The following is a 16,865-nucleotide window of genomic DNA, read 5'->3' on the forward strand; positions in this document are numbered from 1 at the left end:
ATTTTTTATTGGTTACTGCGTGATCATACCTAAAGCGGTTTCACCAATGCCCACTAACTTATCATTTTTGAATACAAGTGGCGTACATTCATCTTTCGTTGTTTTAGAATCTGAATGCTTGCTATGGGTTACATAAAAAAGTACTTGGTATACATCGTCATCTTTTTTTAATAGCTCTGTGAAATTAGGCGTTTTTAATTGCGTCAAAACAGATTGGTAACTGCTATCCATTTTTAGCTCTGATATAACTTCACGATTATTTTTATGTTGTGCTTGCCAGCTAGATGAATTCTTACCAGCCCAATGAGTCTCAGCTTCACCATCTGATACGGCAATAACACAGCCTGTTAAAAATGGAGCGATTAAAGCGGCTGCTAAAAGTGATTTTTTCATTTTTATTTACCTTAATAAGATTTTTAATTGGTTATTAGCTGTATTAAAGCAAAGAGTAGACCATATTTATAAGTTGTTATTAATCAGTTTGTTAAGGGGGTAAGCTGTTTTCATCTAATAAAATATTAAATGTATTAGTAAAAACAGCCATTTTTTAGCTTATTTGATTACTACAATAAAATCACTACACCAAGCGGTTGCGTGATTCGCCTTTATTAAATGCAGCAATATTTAAACTTACTTCATTAATTAAACGCACAATAGATTCGGTGCTTGCCCATGCTATATGTGGAGTAAGTAAAAGGTTATTACCTTTGTAATTAGCAAGTGGGTTTGAAAGCTCAGCTGGTTCTTTAGTTAGTACATCAACACCGGCTCCAGCAATTAGGTTTTGCTCAAGCGCTGTAGCTAAGTCGGATTCGTTAATAATTCCACCACGTGCTGTATTAATAATTATAGCGCTTGGCTTCATCATTTTAAGCTCATTAAGTGCAATTAAATCACGTGTTTCATCTGTTAGCGGGCAGTGTACGCTGATTATATCGGCTGTTTTAATGACGTCTTCAAAAGGCGTACGACCGTCGCGACATTTAACACCTTTGCGCTCTGCAACAATAACATTTGCGCCAAATGCCTCAGCCACTTTAGCAACGCCTTTACCTAGCGTACCACCGCCTATAATGGCAAATGTTTTACCTTGTAAGTCGTTAAAGCTGTAATCGAGTATGCAAAACATTTCACTTTTTTGCCACGCGCCTTGCTGGCAATCCGCCTGATAGCGGTGTGTGTTACCCAGTAAGTTAGTAATTAAAGAAAATGTATGTTGAACAACAGAAGGTGTTGAATAGCCAGCTACATTAGTTACGGCAATACCAAATTCTTTAGCGGCTTCTAGATCAACATTATTAGTACCAGTTGCACTTACGCAAATTAATTTAAGCTGTGTAAGTTTGCTAATAGTGTCGCGATTTAAAACGGCTTTATTAGTGATTAATACATCAGCGCCTTGGCAATGTTCAATAACTTGCTCTGGGCTAGTAAGTTCATAAGTCGTTAATTTACCAAGTTGTTCAATACCAGTAAGAGACGTTTTAGCTAACGTTGCGTTATCAAGAATAGTAATGTTCATTATGAGCCCTAAAATAAGTGGATCTGAAAGAGTTAAAATCGTAAAAAGATGCCTACGATCCATCAAAAATCTAAAATACGAGCTTAAGGTACTACGAAAGAAAGGCTTTGTTAATGGTATTACTACCAAATGATTAGAGGGCTTTGTATTAGTGGTCTGCCCACTAGCAGATTGAGAACATGGTATTTTGCTAGACTGATCAGATTTTTGCACTTTTAAGCAAGCTCATGGTCATAGAAGGTAATTAAACTCGGCTTTAAAACAAGTTGCTAAAAATAAAAATCGTTTTTTTGGTTATTTCGCATTTTAGATTGGCTGAGTTATAATCGGATATAGACATAAACGGTGCGCTTTGGCGTACCGTTTTTTAACATTGTAGATGTAGTAATGAGTGAATTAGAAGATAAATACGCAGATATACGCCCATACAACGACGACGAAGTTGCGGCGTCGCTTACACGTTTAATTAACGATGATGCGTTTATTGATGTAATAGCAAAGTATAATTTACCGCGCTTTTTATCGGCAGTGCCTTTTATTGCGCGTCCAATGGTAAGAAGTCAGTTACGCAAAAAATGGGGCAAAGTAAGCACCGTTGAAGATGTGCAAAATGAAGTGGCACAATACTTAGATAAACTAGTGAAGCGCACCACATCAAAAGTTACCTTTTCTGGGTTAGAACAGTTAGATGCTAACCAGGCCTATTTATTTATTTCAAACCACAGAGACATAGTGCTTGATCCTGCATTAGTTAACTGGGGTTTATACCAACATAAAATGAAAACAGTGCGTATTGCTATTGGCGATAATTTATTGCAAATACCTTACATTACTGAGCTTATGCGTCTAAATAAAAGCTTTATAGTTAAGCGCTCTGCTAAAGCACCAAAAGAGATGTTAAAAGCACTGACTCAATTATCGTCATACATTTACGATTCTGTGGTCGGTGGAAATTCTATTTGGATTGCGCAAAAAGAAGGGCGTGCAAAAGACGGTTTTGATCAAACTGATCCTGCGCTTTTAAAAATGCTGCAATTAAATGGGCGTAAACAAAAGAAAGAGTTTGGCGATTATATTAAAGAGTTAAAAATAGTGCCTGTTTCTATTTCTTATCAATATGAGCCGTGTGCAATTGCTAAAGCCAAAGAGCTTTACCACAAGCAACACCATGGTGAGTACGTTAAATCGGCTGGTGAAGATATTGCGAGCATTGTTGAAGGCTTTAGTACTGCTAAAGGGCACGTGCATTTAGCATTTGGGCAACCAATTGAATCTAAATGTGATAGTGCTGAAGAGCTTGCTAAAACAATTGATAGGCAAATTGTTGATTCGTTTTATTTACACCCAGGCAATTACATCGCTGGTGGTTGTAAAGATGCGGTAATAGACTCTCCTGATACAGCGACATTTGAACAACGTTTAGCCTGTGTACCTGAAGAGTTAAAACCATTAGTGCTAGCTATGTACGCTAAGCCATTTCACCGTAAAACAGAGATAAATACTAATAGCTGTGAACATTAATACTCACAGCTCAATGAAACTAAGCAGCAATTAAATTGCTGCTTTTTTTTTGCTCAAAAATAACGCTATACTAATACCTCCTCTTCAACTGGGCGGTACTTATGCATGCAACAAATTGAAATATTTGATATTCCAAGTCCTTGCAAGAGTATTTGCTTAGTTAATAACAGAGGGTATTGCAAAGGGTGTTATCGTAGTCGGGATGAACGCTTTTCGTGGAATACCTTAACCAACGACCAAAAAAAGAAGGTGCTTAGTTTGTGCCAGCAGCGCTACAAACGTTATCTTCAAAAAAAGCAGCAAAATGCAGTGCCAAGCACACAGGCGCAGCAGCAAGGGTTCGACTTTTAAAAGCTTAATCCATACTTGGCTCTTAGTGCGTACACAGTGCCATTGTTAGTTAAGTTAATTAATGACATTTTAAGCTTTTCTACCAAGTTTTCATTACGCTTATTTAAATAATGATAAAGCGGATAAGTATTCAGCACTTCTTTTACAAAGCAACCTTGAGGTGACGGGAGCTCATTGTTTTGCATTATAAAATTAATCATTAAAGCTCCCTGTACTTTTTTCTGAGCAAGCAAATTAAGTTGGGTATTCATGCTTTTAACTTTAATAATATTCCCTGCAAACTGTGTGCTTGCTAAATAATGTTCTTGGACAGGGTAGCCATCAACAATTGCGACGCTATCGAGCTGTTCTAAACTGCTAGGTAAACAGTTTTTATACAATACTAAGTCAAACTTAAAGAGCTCATAATCGACCCTAATTAAGTTTTCGTAATTTTTTTCAACGCTTGCATCTCTTCCTAACTGCCCATCAAGTACGCCATTATTTGCAGCTAGCAAAGCATTTTGGTGGCTAAAATCGATTATATGTATTTTAAAACCGATATCTGCGTATGCTAACTTTAATAACTCTAAGGCATAATCAGCTTGTGGTGTACTTTGCGGACGATTAAAAGTGAGGTTGTATTGATGACTAAAACAAGAGGCACTAAAAAATAAATTTACCAATAATAACAAGATACTAAAATGTCTATTCATTATCAGTTCCAATTACTACAGAAATAAATAAAATAAGACGCGTATAATAACAAGGAGATTACCTCTTGCCCAGTTTCGGGGTTAATCAAATAATTTTAAAAGCGAATGAGGAAGTATTGTGAGTTTTAATTTATGCCTATTGCCACGTGAAGAAAAATACCAAATTCAGTTAGATTATGAAGCGTCTTTTTGGGCGTATCAAATTAAGCGAAATAAAAAAACGAGAGAGCAAGTTTATAATACAATCCATAGCCGTCCAATGGCTGAACAAATGGTTTTGAAGCAAAAATTTGAGCAATATTTAGCGCTAATGCTTAGCTAAGTGTTGATATAAAAATGTATACAGTTGAGTTGCTGGATGGGCTAAAAGTTCCACTCGTTAATAAATTTTATAAAAAACATAATGTAAGAGGGCGGGCTAATAAACAAGATAAGGTATGGGTTACTTACTATAATAATGAAATAGTTGCAGCATGTAGGCTGCAAGATAAGACAGAGTTCTTATTTTTATCTACCGTGTTTGTTGCGCTGGAACATCGCGGTAAAGGTGTTGCTAAACAGCTATTATCAACACTCTTAAAGTCGCAAGATAAGGTGATTAATACCTTCGCATATAAAAACGTAGTTGATTTATATTGTGCTATTGGTTTTAACCAGGTGTTAACATATACTCTTGCTTTACAAGTACTTTTTGATACTTACAAACATCGAAATATAGTCGCTCTAGAGTACCCATAATAATAAATAATAATATGGAATAAGCATGAGTAAATGCGTTAATGGGATCATTAGTTGCTTTGTAGTTTTAATAACTATCCTAAGTTGCCAAGTAGGCGCACAAGTAAAACGTTTATCTCCAAGCGAAGGCTTATCGCAAAGCTACGTTAATACAATGCTTATCGACACTAATGGTTACCTTTGGCTTTCTACTGAGGCTGGGCTTAATCGTTATGATGGCTATCAAGTTATTCCAATAAACGGCCCTAATGGTGAATTAGAAGAAGCGATCATTGATCGTATTTACCAAGACCCTCAAGGGCACATTTGGATAGCCTCTTTACTTGCAGGCCTATTTAGATACGACCCCGTAACAGATTCATATCAGCAATTTCTAGAAAAACCTACCAGTGAAGAAGAGATTATCAATCAGTCTGTGTTTAGTATGGTGGCCGTTGATAAAAAAACACTTTGGATTGGCCGAGGCCGCGATTTTGCAAAGCTTGATATCGCAACCGGAAAAATAACAACTATTTTTGAGCTGCCTGCTAAATATAAAAATACTCTTGTGAGAAAGCTGTTTGCTTACAATGGTTATATATTTATAGGTACAAGCCATGGCGCATACGTATTTGATATTGCCACAGAGCAAGTTAGACCCCTGCAGCATTTAAAAGGTGAAGCTGAACATATTTACCAAAATAATGTTAAGTCTTTCGCATTAGGTGAAAATAAACAGTTGTTAGTAGGGGCGGTACAAGGCTTATACGAAGTTGATATTAGTAATTTATCAAAAATGTTTGAACGCCCAGATTTACCTTTTAAAAGTAAAGTATTACTAAGTGACCTAAATGTTTGGAGCATAGTAAACGAACACGGAACAATAGATTTAGCTACCGACAAAGGCTTGTTTAAATTTGATTTAAACACCGGGGAGATGATTAAAAACACTCGAATAGCCCAAAGTAAGTACACACTTGCCGATACCAGTATTATTGATATGGCAAAAGATAAATCGGGTGGTACGTGGGTTGCGACTAAGACTGATGGTGCGTTTTATTTATCTCATGACAGCTATCATTTTAATAATGTCGATGGCACTTTGCTCGGGGGGGATGGTTTATCGCATCACTCTATCTGGGGGATTACCGAATATAAAGACAAGCTTTGGCTTGCAACGCATAACGGTATTACCGAGGTTGATTTAAAAACAAATATTGGTAAAGCTTATTTAAAAGATTACAAAGTCGACTTACTCACCACTGAGTTTACCGTATATGAAATAACGCCTTATAAAAATAATTTATGGCTTTATACGAACCGTGGTTTGTTTATTTTTGACCCTGTAACGCATCAAGTTAGCGAACCTAAAGTGCATAACCCTGCTAATCAGGAGTTAATTACCGGTAGGGTACATGGCGTTACATTAATGCCAAATGGCGATCTATACTTTGTACACTCAGATCATGGGGTATTTATATACAATATAGATTCTCAAGTAATAACGCGTTTGGGTGGCCAGTTTGATCAATTTGAACCCTTTTTAGCCCATGGTTTTTTACCTGCGCTGAGCAATAAACCAGATTCACCATTATTTTTTAATGCCGGTATTTTATACCAAGTAAACCCAAGTGATTTAGCACTTAAAATGATTTATAAAGTGCCAAAACAGCATGAAAACGTAGCCATTAGTGTGCTTTCTTACTTAATTGATAACAACAATATATTGTGGATATCACTTTCTAATTTCGGCTTAATAGGCCTTGACGCATCTACCTATCAATTAGTCCATACAATTGATTTAGAAAGGAATAAATTAGGCACTCTGCTATACGATATGGTGCTAGATGATGATGGCATGATCTGGATGAGTAGCCATAAAGGCATTTGGCGATTAAACCCAGAAACACTTCATTTTCAGCAATTTTCTACATCAGAAGGGCTACTCTCTGCTGAGTTTAATAGCAACGCCATGGCACAGCTCAAAGATGGCCATATTGCGTATGGTAGCTTAAAAGGTTTTACTTATTTTCATCCAATGGAAAACCAAAACTATCAGTCGCTTATTGATCACGTAAATATTACGCGAGTAGATTTAATGTCACGAGATTTATCGCTTGATCTAAAACAACCGCTCAACGAGGTTGTTTTAAACCATGATGATATAGGGCTTGAAGTTGCATTTTCGGCCATGGCATTTAGTAATCAAGAACGCATCATTTATGAGTATCAACTTGATAACGGACAAAAAAGTTATACCCGAAATAACAACCGTGTATTGTTTCCAAAATTGAATCCAGGTAATTATCAATTAAAAGTTTGGGCTAAAGACCCCCTGACTGGCGAATATACCTCGCCTGCTATTTTAAAAATAAAAGTAAAGTATCCACTTTGGCGTGCACCTTATTTTATGGTGCTTTACGGCATGCTGTTTATTGGCTTTGTTGCCATGTGGGTTATGCGGCGTAATAAAATTCAGCGTATTTTATTGGCAGCAAATAAAGAAAGTAAAGAAAGCGAAGCGCGTTTAAAACTAGCGCTTGAAGGCAGCGAATCGGGTGTTTGGGATTGGGAATCAAGCAATCCAAGTATTTACCAACCTCGCTTAGCGAGTGAGTTAGGCTACGAAAATGAAACCGTGAGCCTTGATGAATATTTATCTAAAATTCATCCGCAAGACAAACAGCTATTTCGCTTAGAGTGGCTTGAGTTTTTATCTACCGATAAAGGTTACTTTAATTGCACCTACCGCCTGCGCCATGCAAAAGGCTATTGGCGCTGGTATAAAGATTTTGGAAAAGTAGTTGAGTGGGATGATAAAACGCCACAAAAAGTAGCGGGTACCTACACAAATATGACCCGTGAGATGGTGTTTGAAGAACACGCTTTATTATTTACGGCAGCATTTGAGCAAACACGTGATTGGGTGTTTATCCTCGATAAAAATTTAAATATTCGGGCTTCTAATAAATCACTGCAAACCGCCTTTAACTTCTCTGCTGAGTCGTTATCTAGTCGAGCATTAAATTTAGGTATATCGCGCAGCAATCGTTTTGATTATTTACGCATAATGCAAAAGCTATCTATTGGAGAACACTTTTCGTGTGAAGACAGTGTAGTTTTAGCAAGTGGTGAGTCGCGTCATGTACTTGTGAAAATAAGTGCAGTGGCCGATAACGAACAGCGCCTTAATAGTTATGTCATTATTTTAACCGATATAAACGCACAAAAATCAGCCGAAAACGAGCTGCACTTATTGGCCAACTACGATGCATTAACAGGGTTGCCAAATCGTACGTTATTTAATGACCGCGTTGAACACGCCCTTGAGCAAGCAAAATTGCACGAATGTAAAGTTGCTTTATTACATATAAATATTAAGCGTTTTAAATACTTTAATGACTCTTTGGGGCATGCAGTTGCTGATGAACTAATTAAAGAAGTTGCTGAGCGTTTAAAATGCTCCTTGCGTCCGTCTGATAGTGTTGCTCGATTTGGTGGCGATGAATTTGTAGTACTGGTGGAAGATATTCAGCAAATCGAACAAGTACTCATTATATGCACTAAGTTGATGGATTGTGTGAATCAAAATATTACGATTAATGGCCAAGTTGTAAACGTTAATTTAAGTATTGGTGTGGCTATATCACCAGATGATGCACAGCAAGGCTCTGCGCTTTTAAAAGCTGCGAGCATAGCGTTATATCATGCAAAAGACTCTTTAGAGGGGCGTTATCAGTTTTATAAGCAAGAGATGAATCAGCATGTTCAAAGAGCGTTGCATCTTGAGTCTCAGCTAACTAAAGCGTATCAAGAAGAAGAATTTTGTAATTACTACCAGCCTATCATTAACGCTGAAAGTCAAAAAACAGAAGGCTTTGAAGTACTGCTGCGTTGGCCTGAAAATAAGCTTGTGCAAACTCAAGAGTTTTCGGTGGCAGCAGAAGGTATAGGCCTAATTACAAAAATTATGCTGCAGACTTTTGCGCGCGCTTTATTAGAGCTAAAAGAGTGGCGAAAAGCCTCACCTAGCCTGTATTTATCTATTAATTTATCGGCTCTTGATTTTGAGTTTAAAGACCTTGTTCCTGAAATTAAAAAAGCGTTAAGTAATTCAGGAGTGTCGTCTGAGGCAATTGTTTTTGAAATAACCGAATCAATATTAATGCGTGATTCAAAAGAAGCGCTACACAGCATGGAACAACTTAAAAAGTTGGGCTGTAGATTGTATATGGATGATTTTGGTACGGGTTACGCATCGCTTACTTATTTAAAGCGTTTTCCTATTGATGTATTAAAAATAGATAGAAGCTTTGTACAAGACATAGGCATAGATTCTGACGATGAAGCTATTATTCAATCAATACTCGCGCTTGCAGATAGTTTAGGTAAAGAATGTGTAGCTGAAGGCGTAGAAAGCTCGCACCAACTCGCCTTTTTAAAGGCGCGAGGATGCATGCATTTTCAAGGGTACTTATTTAGTAAACCGGTACCTAATACCGAAGTGCTACCGCTTATTAATCGCAATTGGAGTGATATATTTAATTAATAATAGCAGTACATATTTAAGGCCTTTTACCGCAGTGCCTGCAAAACAAATGGCTATTATGCTCATTCAACTGCGTTTTAATGGCCTTATTAGCTTCTAGTTTACTCAAGCCTAATTTATAGCGTAGTTCTTCTAGGTGTTCTTGTTGAGTATCATTAAGAGTGCCATCTTGAATTTGTTCATGTACGGCATCTTCAAAAAATTGGCGGCGTTTACGTATTTGTTCTGAAAAACTAGACGCCAGTAAACCGGTAGGTATCGCAACCATTCCCATGCTCAGTAGTGTAATAACCCCGCCGAAAAACTTACCCAATGGTGTTATAGGTACTACATCGCCATAACCAACGGTTGTTAATGTTGCCATTGCCCACCACATAGCCGCAGGAATAGAGCCAAATTTATCGGGTTGTATGTCGTGCTCAATTAAGTAAATTCCGCATGAAGCTAAAATAAGCACGACGGCCATAATAAAAAAAGCAGCCATTAATGAACTACCTTCATCGTTAAAGGCTTTTAAAAGTAGCTGCATGGCGCGTGAGTAGCGAGTGAGTTTAAATACCCTTAATAGTCGGAGCACGCGTAAAAAACGTAAATCGAGAGGAAATAAAAACATCATTAAGCTTGGTAAAATCGCAATTAAATCAACAATTGCCAAAGGGGAGAAAAAATAGCTAAGCCGACGTTTGGTATGAGACCCTTCCATTGCTGCATATTGTGTTTTATCTACGCAAGCCCAAAGTCTGGCTAAGTACTCAATAGCAAAAATAGCGACCGAGACAATTTCTAAAACTAAGAATTCGTTGTAATACTGCTCTGCCACACTTGGAATTGATTCAATAACAATGGCTACAACGTTAATCATTATTAAGCTAATGAGTGCAATATCAAGAATATGTCCTGCTCGATGGTACTGGCCTGTGCCTTCAAACAGGCAAGCCATTTTTTGTCTTAAAGTGTGTGGTTCATTCATTATTTAAGTTTAAGTACCATATTAATACTGCCTTCTTCAAAGTCGCGACTAATTTTAAAGCCTAACTTACGGGCAAGCTCAATCATCCCCGTATTCTCTGGTAAAGTTATGCCTTCAATCGACTCAACACCTTGGCGTTTACAGTGGTTAATTGCAGCACTCATTAGTATGCGACCAAGCCCTAAGCCTTGGCAATCTGAGCGTACTACAATGGCAAACTCAGCATGCAGGTTATCGGGGTCCATAATGACGCGAGACACACCTAATGTGCGAGTTTTACCTTCAAAGCGTTGGCAAACAATAAACGCCATTTCACGGTCGTAATCAATTTGCGTCATTTTCGCGAGTTGATCGTGGTTAAATTGTGGTAGTTCGCCAAAAAAGCGTTTATATCTGTCTTCTTTATTAAGTGACTCGTCAAATGCTTTATGAGCTTGTTCATCTTCTGGCTTTATTGGTCTGAGCGTAGCTTGGGTGTCGTTTTTAAGTGTTACCACTTCAACAAGTTCTATAGGGTAGGGACGAATAGATAAGCGCTTACGATTGCTCTGAGTTTGATAACGGCTAAGTGTCATGGTGGCATCGAGCACTAAAAACTGTCCATTACTGGCAAGTATAGGATTAAGTTCCATTGAGCTTATGTCAGGTTGATCAATAACTAACTGAGAAATACGCGTTAGCAGTGCACACAAACGATACTTATCAACTTTTTCGGGTAATATGCGCTCCTTTAGTACGCCTTTATCGTGCGCTGCGGCAATTAAATACTTTGCTAAGTTCATATTTAGTGGAGGCAGAGCAACGGCGGCTTGCGCATATTCAAGGCCGGTGCCTGCTTCACCTAATAATATAACAGGACCAAAATTAGGCTCGGTTTTAATTGCAATTCGCAGCTCATTTGCGCCTGCTCGCGGCGCCATTTTTTGTAATGAAAACCCTTCAATAACAGCATCCGGATAAGTGTTTTTAATACGGATAAGCATTGCAAAAGCGGTTTGTTCAACCTCGTTGGCGTCGTTTAAGTTAAGCACCACACCACCTACTTCAGACTTTGAAGCAATACTTGGGCTAATAAGTTTTAACGCGACCGGAAAACCAAGTTCTATGGCTTGCTCTCTGGCTTCTGTTGGGGTGTAAGCCACCTCAGTTTGAATGCATGTAATACCATAGTGATTTAATACTTGGCTTGCCTGATGGGTAGGTAAGTAGCTTTGTCCGTCATCTAAAAACTCATTAATAAGCGCTTTAGCTGCTACTTTATTTATTTTTGCGTCATCTGTATTCGACTCAGGTGTTTGCGTTAAATGCTTTTGGTTACGGCGATACGTTACCAAGTGCATAAACGCGCCAACAGCACCCTCTGGTGTTCTATAAGTTGGTATTGCGTTGTTTGAGCACACTTTTCTGGCGGCGTAAGATGCGTCTTCACCCATAAAATTAGTTATAACGTAAGGGCGTGCCATTTTGGGTAATGTTTGTAAGGTTTCTACAATAATGTTGGCGTAGTCTTCGCTGGGCGCAAGCGCTGATGGAGTATGGATAATCAGTAAGTTTTTAACTTCTTTTGCGTGCAGTAAAATTTCTAATGCTTGCTTATAACGCGCAGGTGCTGAATCGCCAAAAATATCCACAGGGTTTGAGGTGGTTTCTGATTGCGGAATTACTTTATTTAGCGCATTTCGGGTTTCAGCGCTCAACTCGGCTAATTTACCGGAGCTTTGAATTAGCTCATCAACGGCCATAACACCCGGGCCGCCACCATTAGTTAAAATTGTCAGTTGCTCTACTTTTAATAATTTTGGATGCATGGCGAGTGTTTGTGTCGCTGCAAATAGCTCTCGTAAATCATTTACGCGCAGCATACCTGCACGTTGAAATAACGCATCGTAAACAGCATCAGAGCTTTGCTTTCCGCCGGTGTGAATTTCGGCTGCAAGTGCGCCTGCACTTGTTTTACCTGTTTTAATTGCAATTACAGGTTTACTAAAGGCCGCAGCTCTTGCTGCTGATATAAAGCCACGAATATCTTCAATGTTATCAATGTAGAGTAAAATAGCTTTGGTTTTAGCATCACGACCTAAAAAGTCGAGTAGTTCATTAAAGTTTATATCAAGGCAATCACCTACCGATACAAAATATGAAAAGCCAATTTCTTTGTTTTTAGCCCAATCTAAAATAGTTGAGCATACTGCTGCTGATTGCGATACAAATGCAATTTTACCTGGGCTTGCTACAGTATGTGAAAAGCTCGCATTTAAACCAATATGAGGGATCAGCAAGCCCAAACAATTGGGTCCAAGCAAAGTAACCTGTTTGGCTTGAGCGCATGCTTTAAGTGCGCTTTTTTGCTCTCCAGAAAGCCCATCTGCAATAACAATAGCCGTTTTACAGCCAAGCTCTCCAAGCTGCTCAATAATATCAATTAAGGTATTTTTGTTAGTACAAATAACAGCAAGGTCGGGTACTTTTGGTAAGTCAGCAATAGAGGGGTAAGCAAGTACGCCATGTACTGCGCTATGGCTTGGAGTAACGGGCATTATCGGCCCTTTAAAACCGCCTTGAAGTAAGTTGCGCATAACCACAAAACCAGCACGAGTTGATATATTAGAGGCACCAATAACGGCCACTGAGCTTGGGTTAAAAAACTGGGTAATGCGCTTAAGGCTCATGGTTTTTCCTAGGCTGATTAAATTTTGCGTTATTTATAGTCTCAATGTACCCTGTTTACTGTGTTATTTCGAGCGTCTAGATGCTTATTATTGATATCAATCAAGGAGATTATTGTGAATAAAACCCCCGGTTTTTACATTGTTATAGCGGCTATTTGTTTAAGTATAGGCTTAATTAGCTTAGGGTTTATTTTAAAGAGCACAGCTCTCAGTGTAAAAGAGATGGAACGTACTGTGCAGGTTAAGGGATTGGCCGAGCGAGAAGTAATAGCCGATACGGTAATTTGGCCTCTGCAATTTAGTGATGCCGACAATAACCTTGAAAAATTAGTCAGCCGAGTTGAGAAAAAAAATGATGCTGTAACTGCTTTCTTAAAACTGCATGGTTTTGACGACGATGAAATAACAATAGGCAGCCAGTCAGTTATTGATAAGCAAGCACGTGAATACAGTAATGAAAATCAGCAATTTAGATACATAGTGCGTTCAAATATTATTGTTTATTCTGATGCGCCAGATAAAGTGCAAAACGCGCTGAGTAAAGTAAGCCAGCTTGCTAAACAAGATATCGCGATAGTGCAGGACAGCTACGAAACTAAAGTTGAATACATTTTTACAGGCCTCAATGATGTAAAACCTGCGATGGTGCAAGAAGCAACTGAAAAAGCGCGTGAAGTCGCTAATAAATTTGCTAAAGACTCTAATTCAAAATTAGGCAAAATAAAAACAGCTCGCCAAGGGCAATTTAGTATCAGTAATCGAGATTCAAACACACCGCAGATAAAAAATATAAGAGTGGTAACCAGTGTTGAATATTATTTAAATGACTAGGAAATAATATGTCAGAGTCTAAATATGGTCAGTTTGTACTGGCGCCCCGTTCGTATTTTTTTACTGCTATAGCGAGCGTGGTGTTTGCGTTTATTGGCTTTAGTTATAATGCATGGCGAATGGAGGCAAGTGAAGAGAACAATAATACACGCATTGCTAGCTTTCAAATATTACAAGAACTAGCCGAGCTTGAGCTTATTGTATTTGCGGCACATTACGATAATAACAAAATAGATGGCAGCCCTAGAAAAGGCTGGGTTAAAGTTAACTTAATTCATGACTTAAGCTACTTAGCCGTTGATAAAGTACATTTAAAAACAAAAGACTTACAAAAGGTCTGGCAAACAAATTGGCCAAATATGATTGATCAGCAAAGTGCTGCGCAATCTATTACACATGCCATAGACAGTGTGCGTACAGAAGTTGTGAGTGAATTAAAGCGCCTTGATTAAGTGAGTAACTTGCGCCGTTGAGCGTTGCAAGTAAGCGGCGCTAAGTAAAATTGTGGTCTCGTTAACTTTTTGCCCTTTTAGTACGTTGGCAAGCTGCTGTTTTACGTTAGGGTTTTGTTTTTGCTCTATTTCCATTAATGCTAACAAAGCTGAAAATTCATGCTTTACCGGTGTGCTCGGTTTATTTGCATAGGCAATGTAGCAGGCAGCTGGTGTTAATCCGTGAGAGTTGGGCTGCGCGAGTGCTTTAACTAAGTCATCATTTGATTCAAACAACATTAAAGAGCGTACATAGTTAAATGGCAGCTTTGTAGCATCGGCATGCTTAAACACATTGTGCAGTACGTTATTTCCTTGAGTATCTTGTACTAAAAAGCCTTTATTTACTCTCAGCGCTGGGGTGAAAAAGCTCAATGCGTCAATATTAGTGAGTTGATTAATAAATAGAGAAGGTGCTGTATTAGTACTTAATATACGGATTGCTATGTTTTGCATAAAGTCATACTTAACACTCAACCGTTGGGCGCTGTCATATAAATGGTTAAGCTGCAAAGTTTGCTGAGCAGGGCTTAACTGCCTAAAGTCGTTATCGAGCTCATTTAACTGCTGCTTTGAAATACGCGCATTAAGTAGTTGTATGCTTAAATCCATTATTATTTCCAAAATCTTTTTTACTACTATAAAACAAAAAAGGTCGCAAATGCGACCTTTTCATATTTAAAGCAATTGTTTAAATTGGTTTTAAGCCTTTTTGCTTGCTACCCATTCATTAACAAAGTTTTCTAGTACATTAAGTGGTACAGGACCATTTTTAAGCACTACGTCGTGGAACTGGCGAATATCAAATTTATCACCAAGTTGCTTTTTAGCTTCTTCACGAAGCTCTAAAATCTTAAGCATACCCACTTTATAAGCTGTTGCTTGTGAAGGCATTACAATGTGACGCTCAACCATTTTAACACCGTCAGATGTTGCATTAGGCGTGTTATTTACGTAGTAATCAATACCTTCTTGGCGAGTCCACTTCATTGCGTGAATCCCCGTATCAACAACTAAGCGACATGCGCGCCATAATTCCATTGAAAGACGACCAAAATCTGAGTAAGGGTCTGAGTACATGCCCATTTCTTTAGGAATGAACTCTGAGTATAAACCCCAGCCTTCAATATACGCTGTGTAGCCACCAAACTTACGGAACTTAGGAATACCTTCTAGTTCTTGCGAAATAGCTATTTGCATGTGGTGTCCCGGAATACCTTCGTGGTATGCCAGCGCTTCCATTTGATACGTTGGCATTGCTTCCATATCGTAAAGGTTAGCGTAGTAAACACCTGGGCGTGAACCATCAGGAGCTGGCTGTTGGTAAAATGCTTTACCTGCTGCTTTTTCACGGAATGCTTCAACCGCTTTTACTTTTAAACCTGCTTTTGGTTTAACAATGAATAACTCATCTAAACGCGTTTTCATTGTATCAATAAGCCCAGTGGCTTCATCAAGGTAGCGTTGTTTACCTTGTGCATCATTAGGGTAGTAAAATTGCTTGTCAGTTTTCATAAACTGCATAAACGCTTTTAAGTCGCCTTTAAAGCCAACTTTGTCTTTAATTTCACGCATTTCATCATGAATACGTGCCACTTCAGATAGGCCAATTGCATGGATTTCTTTAGCAGTTAAATCTGTTGTAGTTGTGCGCTTAAGTGCGTTGTTATAAAACGCTTCGCCATCAGGTAATTTCCATGCGCCATCGCGATCATCTGCGCGTTTTTCAAGCTGTGCAAGGTAATTAATTAACTTAGAGTAAGATGGTTTAACAGCTGATTTTAATGCATCTGATGCATCGCTGATTAACGAGTCTTTTTCGTCTTGGCTAATTTCAAGCGCTGTTACTTTACGTTTAAAGTCAGCAAGCAATGTAGAATCATCGCCTTTTTCAAACGGTGCACCGTGAATAATGTTTTTGCTTGAATCAATAACATGCGGGAATACAAATTTAGGGGCTATGATGCCTTTTTCTGCACGTACAGTTAAATCAACGATAAGCTGATCAATAACACCAGTTACACCATTTAAACGTGAAATGTAGTCTTTAGCTTCTTTTACATTACTAATTGAGTGCTGATTAATTAAAAATGCAGGGATCATAGAATGCGTACCAAACATTTGGTTCACAGGGTAATTATGGTAGCGCCATTTAAAGTCAGCAATTGAGCTTTCAAGATCTTGTTTTTTTAAGTCGTAGCTAACTTTTGTTGCATCATCTAATAAATCACGGCTGATTGCTTTTAGTGCAACTAGGTCAGCTTTTGTTTGCGCTAAATCTTTAAGCTGTCTTTCTTCGCTGCCATCATCCCACTTATCGTAATCTTGCTTAATACCCATGTATGTTTGATATACAGGACTGCTCATTACGTCGCGGTTAAATGTATCTTCAAAAAATGCATTGGCTTTGTCTATTTCACTTTGTTGTGATTGAACTGCTTGTGCAATAGGAGCTGAAGTCGCTTGTTGTGTTGTTTGCTGGCAACCAGCAAGTAGTGCAACGCTTACTGCGGCCGCAATAAAAGTAAGTTTACGCATTGTTTTCCCTT

14 protein-coding genes are annotated in these 16,865 nt (G+C 38.3%); 7 read left to right on the top strand and 7 right to left on the bottom strand.

The features are described 5' to 3' along the window. Positions 1-12: 12 nt before the first annotated feature. Together I6F43_RS10395 and I6F43_RS10400 are read right to left on the bottom strand one after the other, a co-directional pair. Positions 13-393 carry a DUF3192 domain-containing protein gene (locus I6F43_RS10395; RefSeq protein ID WP_007586943.1) on the bottom strand — a complete coding sequence of 127 codons (381 nt, stop codon included), beginning with the start codon at positions 391-393 and terminating at the stop codon, positions 13-15. A gap of 184 nt (positions 394-577) precedes the next feature. Then, complete coding sequence (locus I6F43_RS10400; protein ID WP_007586942.1) at positions 578-1,522, bottom strand: D-2-hydroxyacid dehydrogenase; 945 nt, start codon at positions 1,520-1,522, stop codon at positions 578-580. Positions 1,523-1,909: 387 nt separating this feature from the next. Here I6F43_RS10400 and I6F43_RS10405 point away from each other — a divergent pair, with 387 nt between their 5' ends. Beyond that, the gene (locus tag I6F43_RS10405) at positions 1,910-3,043 is read left to right on the top strand and encodes a 1-acyl-sn-glycerol-3-phosphate acyltransferase (protein WP_024590668.1); all 1,134 of its coding nucleotides are present in this window, start codon (positions 1,910-1,912) and stop codon (positions 3,041-3,043) included. Between the two features lie 105 nt (positions 3,044-3,148). Continuing rightward, complete coding sequence (locus tag I6F43_RS10410) at positions 3,149-3,394, top strand: DUF1289 domain-containing protein (RefSeq protein ID WP_007586940.1); 246 nt, start codon at positions 3,149-3,151, stop codon at positions 3,392-3,394. Here I6F43_RS10410 and I6F43_RS10415 read toward each other — a convergent pair. Beyond that, entirely contained in the window at positions 3,391-4,089 is a 699-nt protein-coding gene (locus tag I6F43_RS10415) for a substrate-binding periplasmic protein (RefSeq protein ID WP_165722137.1), read from the bottom strand. The genes I6F43_RS10410 and I6F43_RS10415 overlap by 4 nt on opposite strands. 118 nt (positions 4,090-4,207) lie before the next feature. Between I6F43_RS10415 and I6F43_RS10420 the strand changes: the two genes are divergently transcribed. The 3 genes from I6F43_RS10420 to I6F43_RS10430 are packed head-to-tail and all read left to right on the top strand — an operon-like array spanning position 4,208 to position 9,355. Beyond that, positions 4,208-4,411 carry a DUF3283 family protein gene (locus I6F43_RS10420; RefSeq protein ID WP_002962585.1) on the top strand — a complete coding sequence of 68 codons (204 nt, stop codon included), beginning with the start codon at positions 4,208-4,210 and terminating at the stop codon, positions 4,409-4,411. A gap of 14 nt (positions 4,412-4,425) precedes the next feature. Further along, complete coding sequence (locus I6F43_RS10425) at positions 4,426-4,827, top strand: GNAT family N-acetyltransferase (RefSeq protein WP_165725173.1); 402 nt, start codon at positions 4,426-4,428, stop codon at positions 4,825-4,827. A gap of 25 nt (positions 4,828-4,852) precedes the next feature. Then, positions 4,853-9,355, top strand: coding sequence for an EAL domain-containing protein (locus tag I6F43_RS10430; RefSeq protein WP_197102158.1), 4,503 nt, complete (start codon positions 4,853-4,855; stop codon positions 9,353-9,355). 16 nt (positions 9,356-9,371) lie between these two features. On the opposite strand, the gene I6F43_RS10435 is transcribed toward I6F43_RS10430, so the two are convergent. Together I6F43_RS10435 and I6F43_RS10440 are read right to left on the bottom strand one after the other, a co-directional pair. Further along, the gene (locus I6F43_RS10435) at positions 9,372-10,325 is read right to left on the bottom strand and encodes an ion transporter (protein ID WP_024590672.1); all 954 of its coding nucleotides are present in this window, start codon (positions 10,323-10,325) and stop codon (positions 9,372-9,374) included. Next, positions 10,325-12,994, bottom strand: coding sequence for a bifunctional acetate--CoA ligase family protein/GNAT family N-acetyltransferase (locus I6F43_RS10440; protein WP_165735491.1), 2,670 nt, complete (start codon positions 12,992-12,994; stop codon positions 10,325-10,327). Before I6F43_RS10440 ends, I6F43_RS10435 begins: the two co-directional genes overlap by 1 nt. Positions 12,995-13,108: 114 nt before the next feature. Here I6F43_RS10440 and I6F43_RS10445 point away from each other — a divergent pair, with 114 nt between their 5' ends. Together I6F43_RS10445 and I6F43_RS10450 are read left to right on the top strand one after the other, a co-directional pair. Beyond that, positions 13,109-13,825: an SIMPL domain-containing protein gene (locus I6F43_RS10445; RefSeq protein WP_024590673.1), complete on the top strand. Its 717-nt coding sequence runs from the start codon at positions 13,109-13,111 to the stop codon at positions 13,823-13,825. Between the two features lie 8 nt (positions 13,826-13,833). Continuing rightward, entirely contained in the window at positions 13,834-14,277 is a 444-nt protein-coding gene (locus tag I6F43_RS10450; protein ID WP_197102160.1) for a hypothetical protein, read from the top strand. On the opposite strand, the gene I6F43_RS10455 is transcribed toward I6F43_RS10450, so the two are convergent. After that, on the bottom strand, positions 14,260-14,928 hold the full coding sequence (locus tag I6F43_RS10455; protein WP_197102162.1) for a hypothetical protein: 669 nt from the start codon (positions 14,926-14,928) through the stop codon (positions 14,260-14,262). The genes I6F43_RS10450 and I6F43_RS10455 overlap by 18 nt on opposite strands. A gap of 90 nt (positions 14,929-15,018) precedes the next feature. Beyond that, a complete protein-coding gene (locus I6F43_RS10460; protein WP_165735494.1) occupies positions 15,019-16,854 on the bottom strand; it encodes a DUF885 domain-containing protein in 1,836 nt (611 codons plus the stop codon). Positions 16,855-16,865 lie beyond the last annotated feature (11 nt).

It is taken from the genome of Pseudoalteromonas sp. NZS71_1 (genome assembly GCF_015864305.1).
Lineage (GTDB): Bacteria > Pseudomonadota > Gammaproteobacteria > Enterobacterales > Alteromonadaceae > Pseudoalteromonas > Pseudoalteromonas arctica.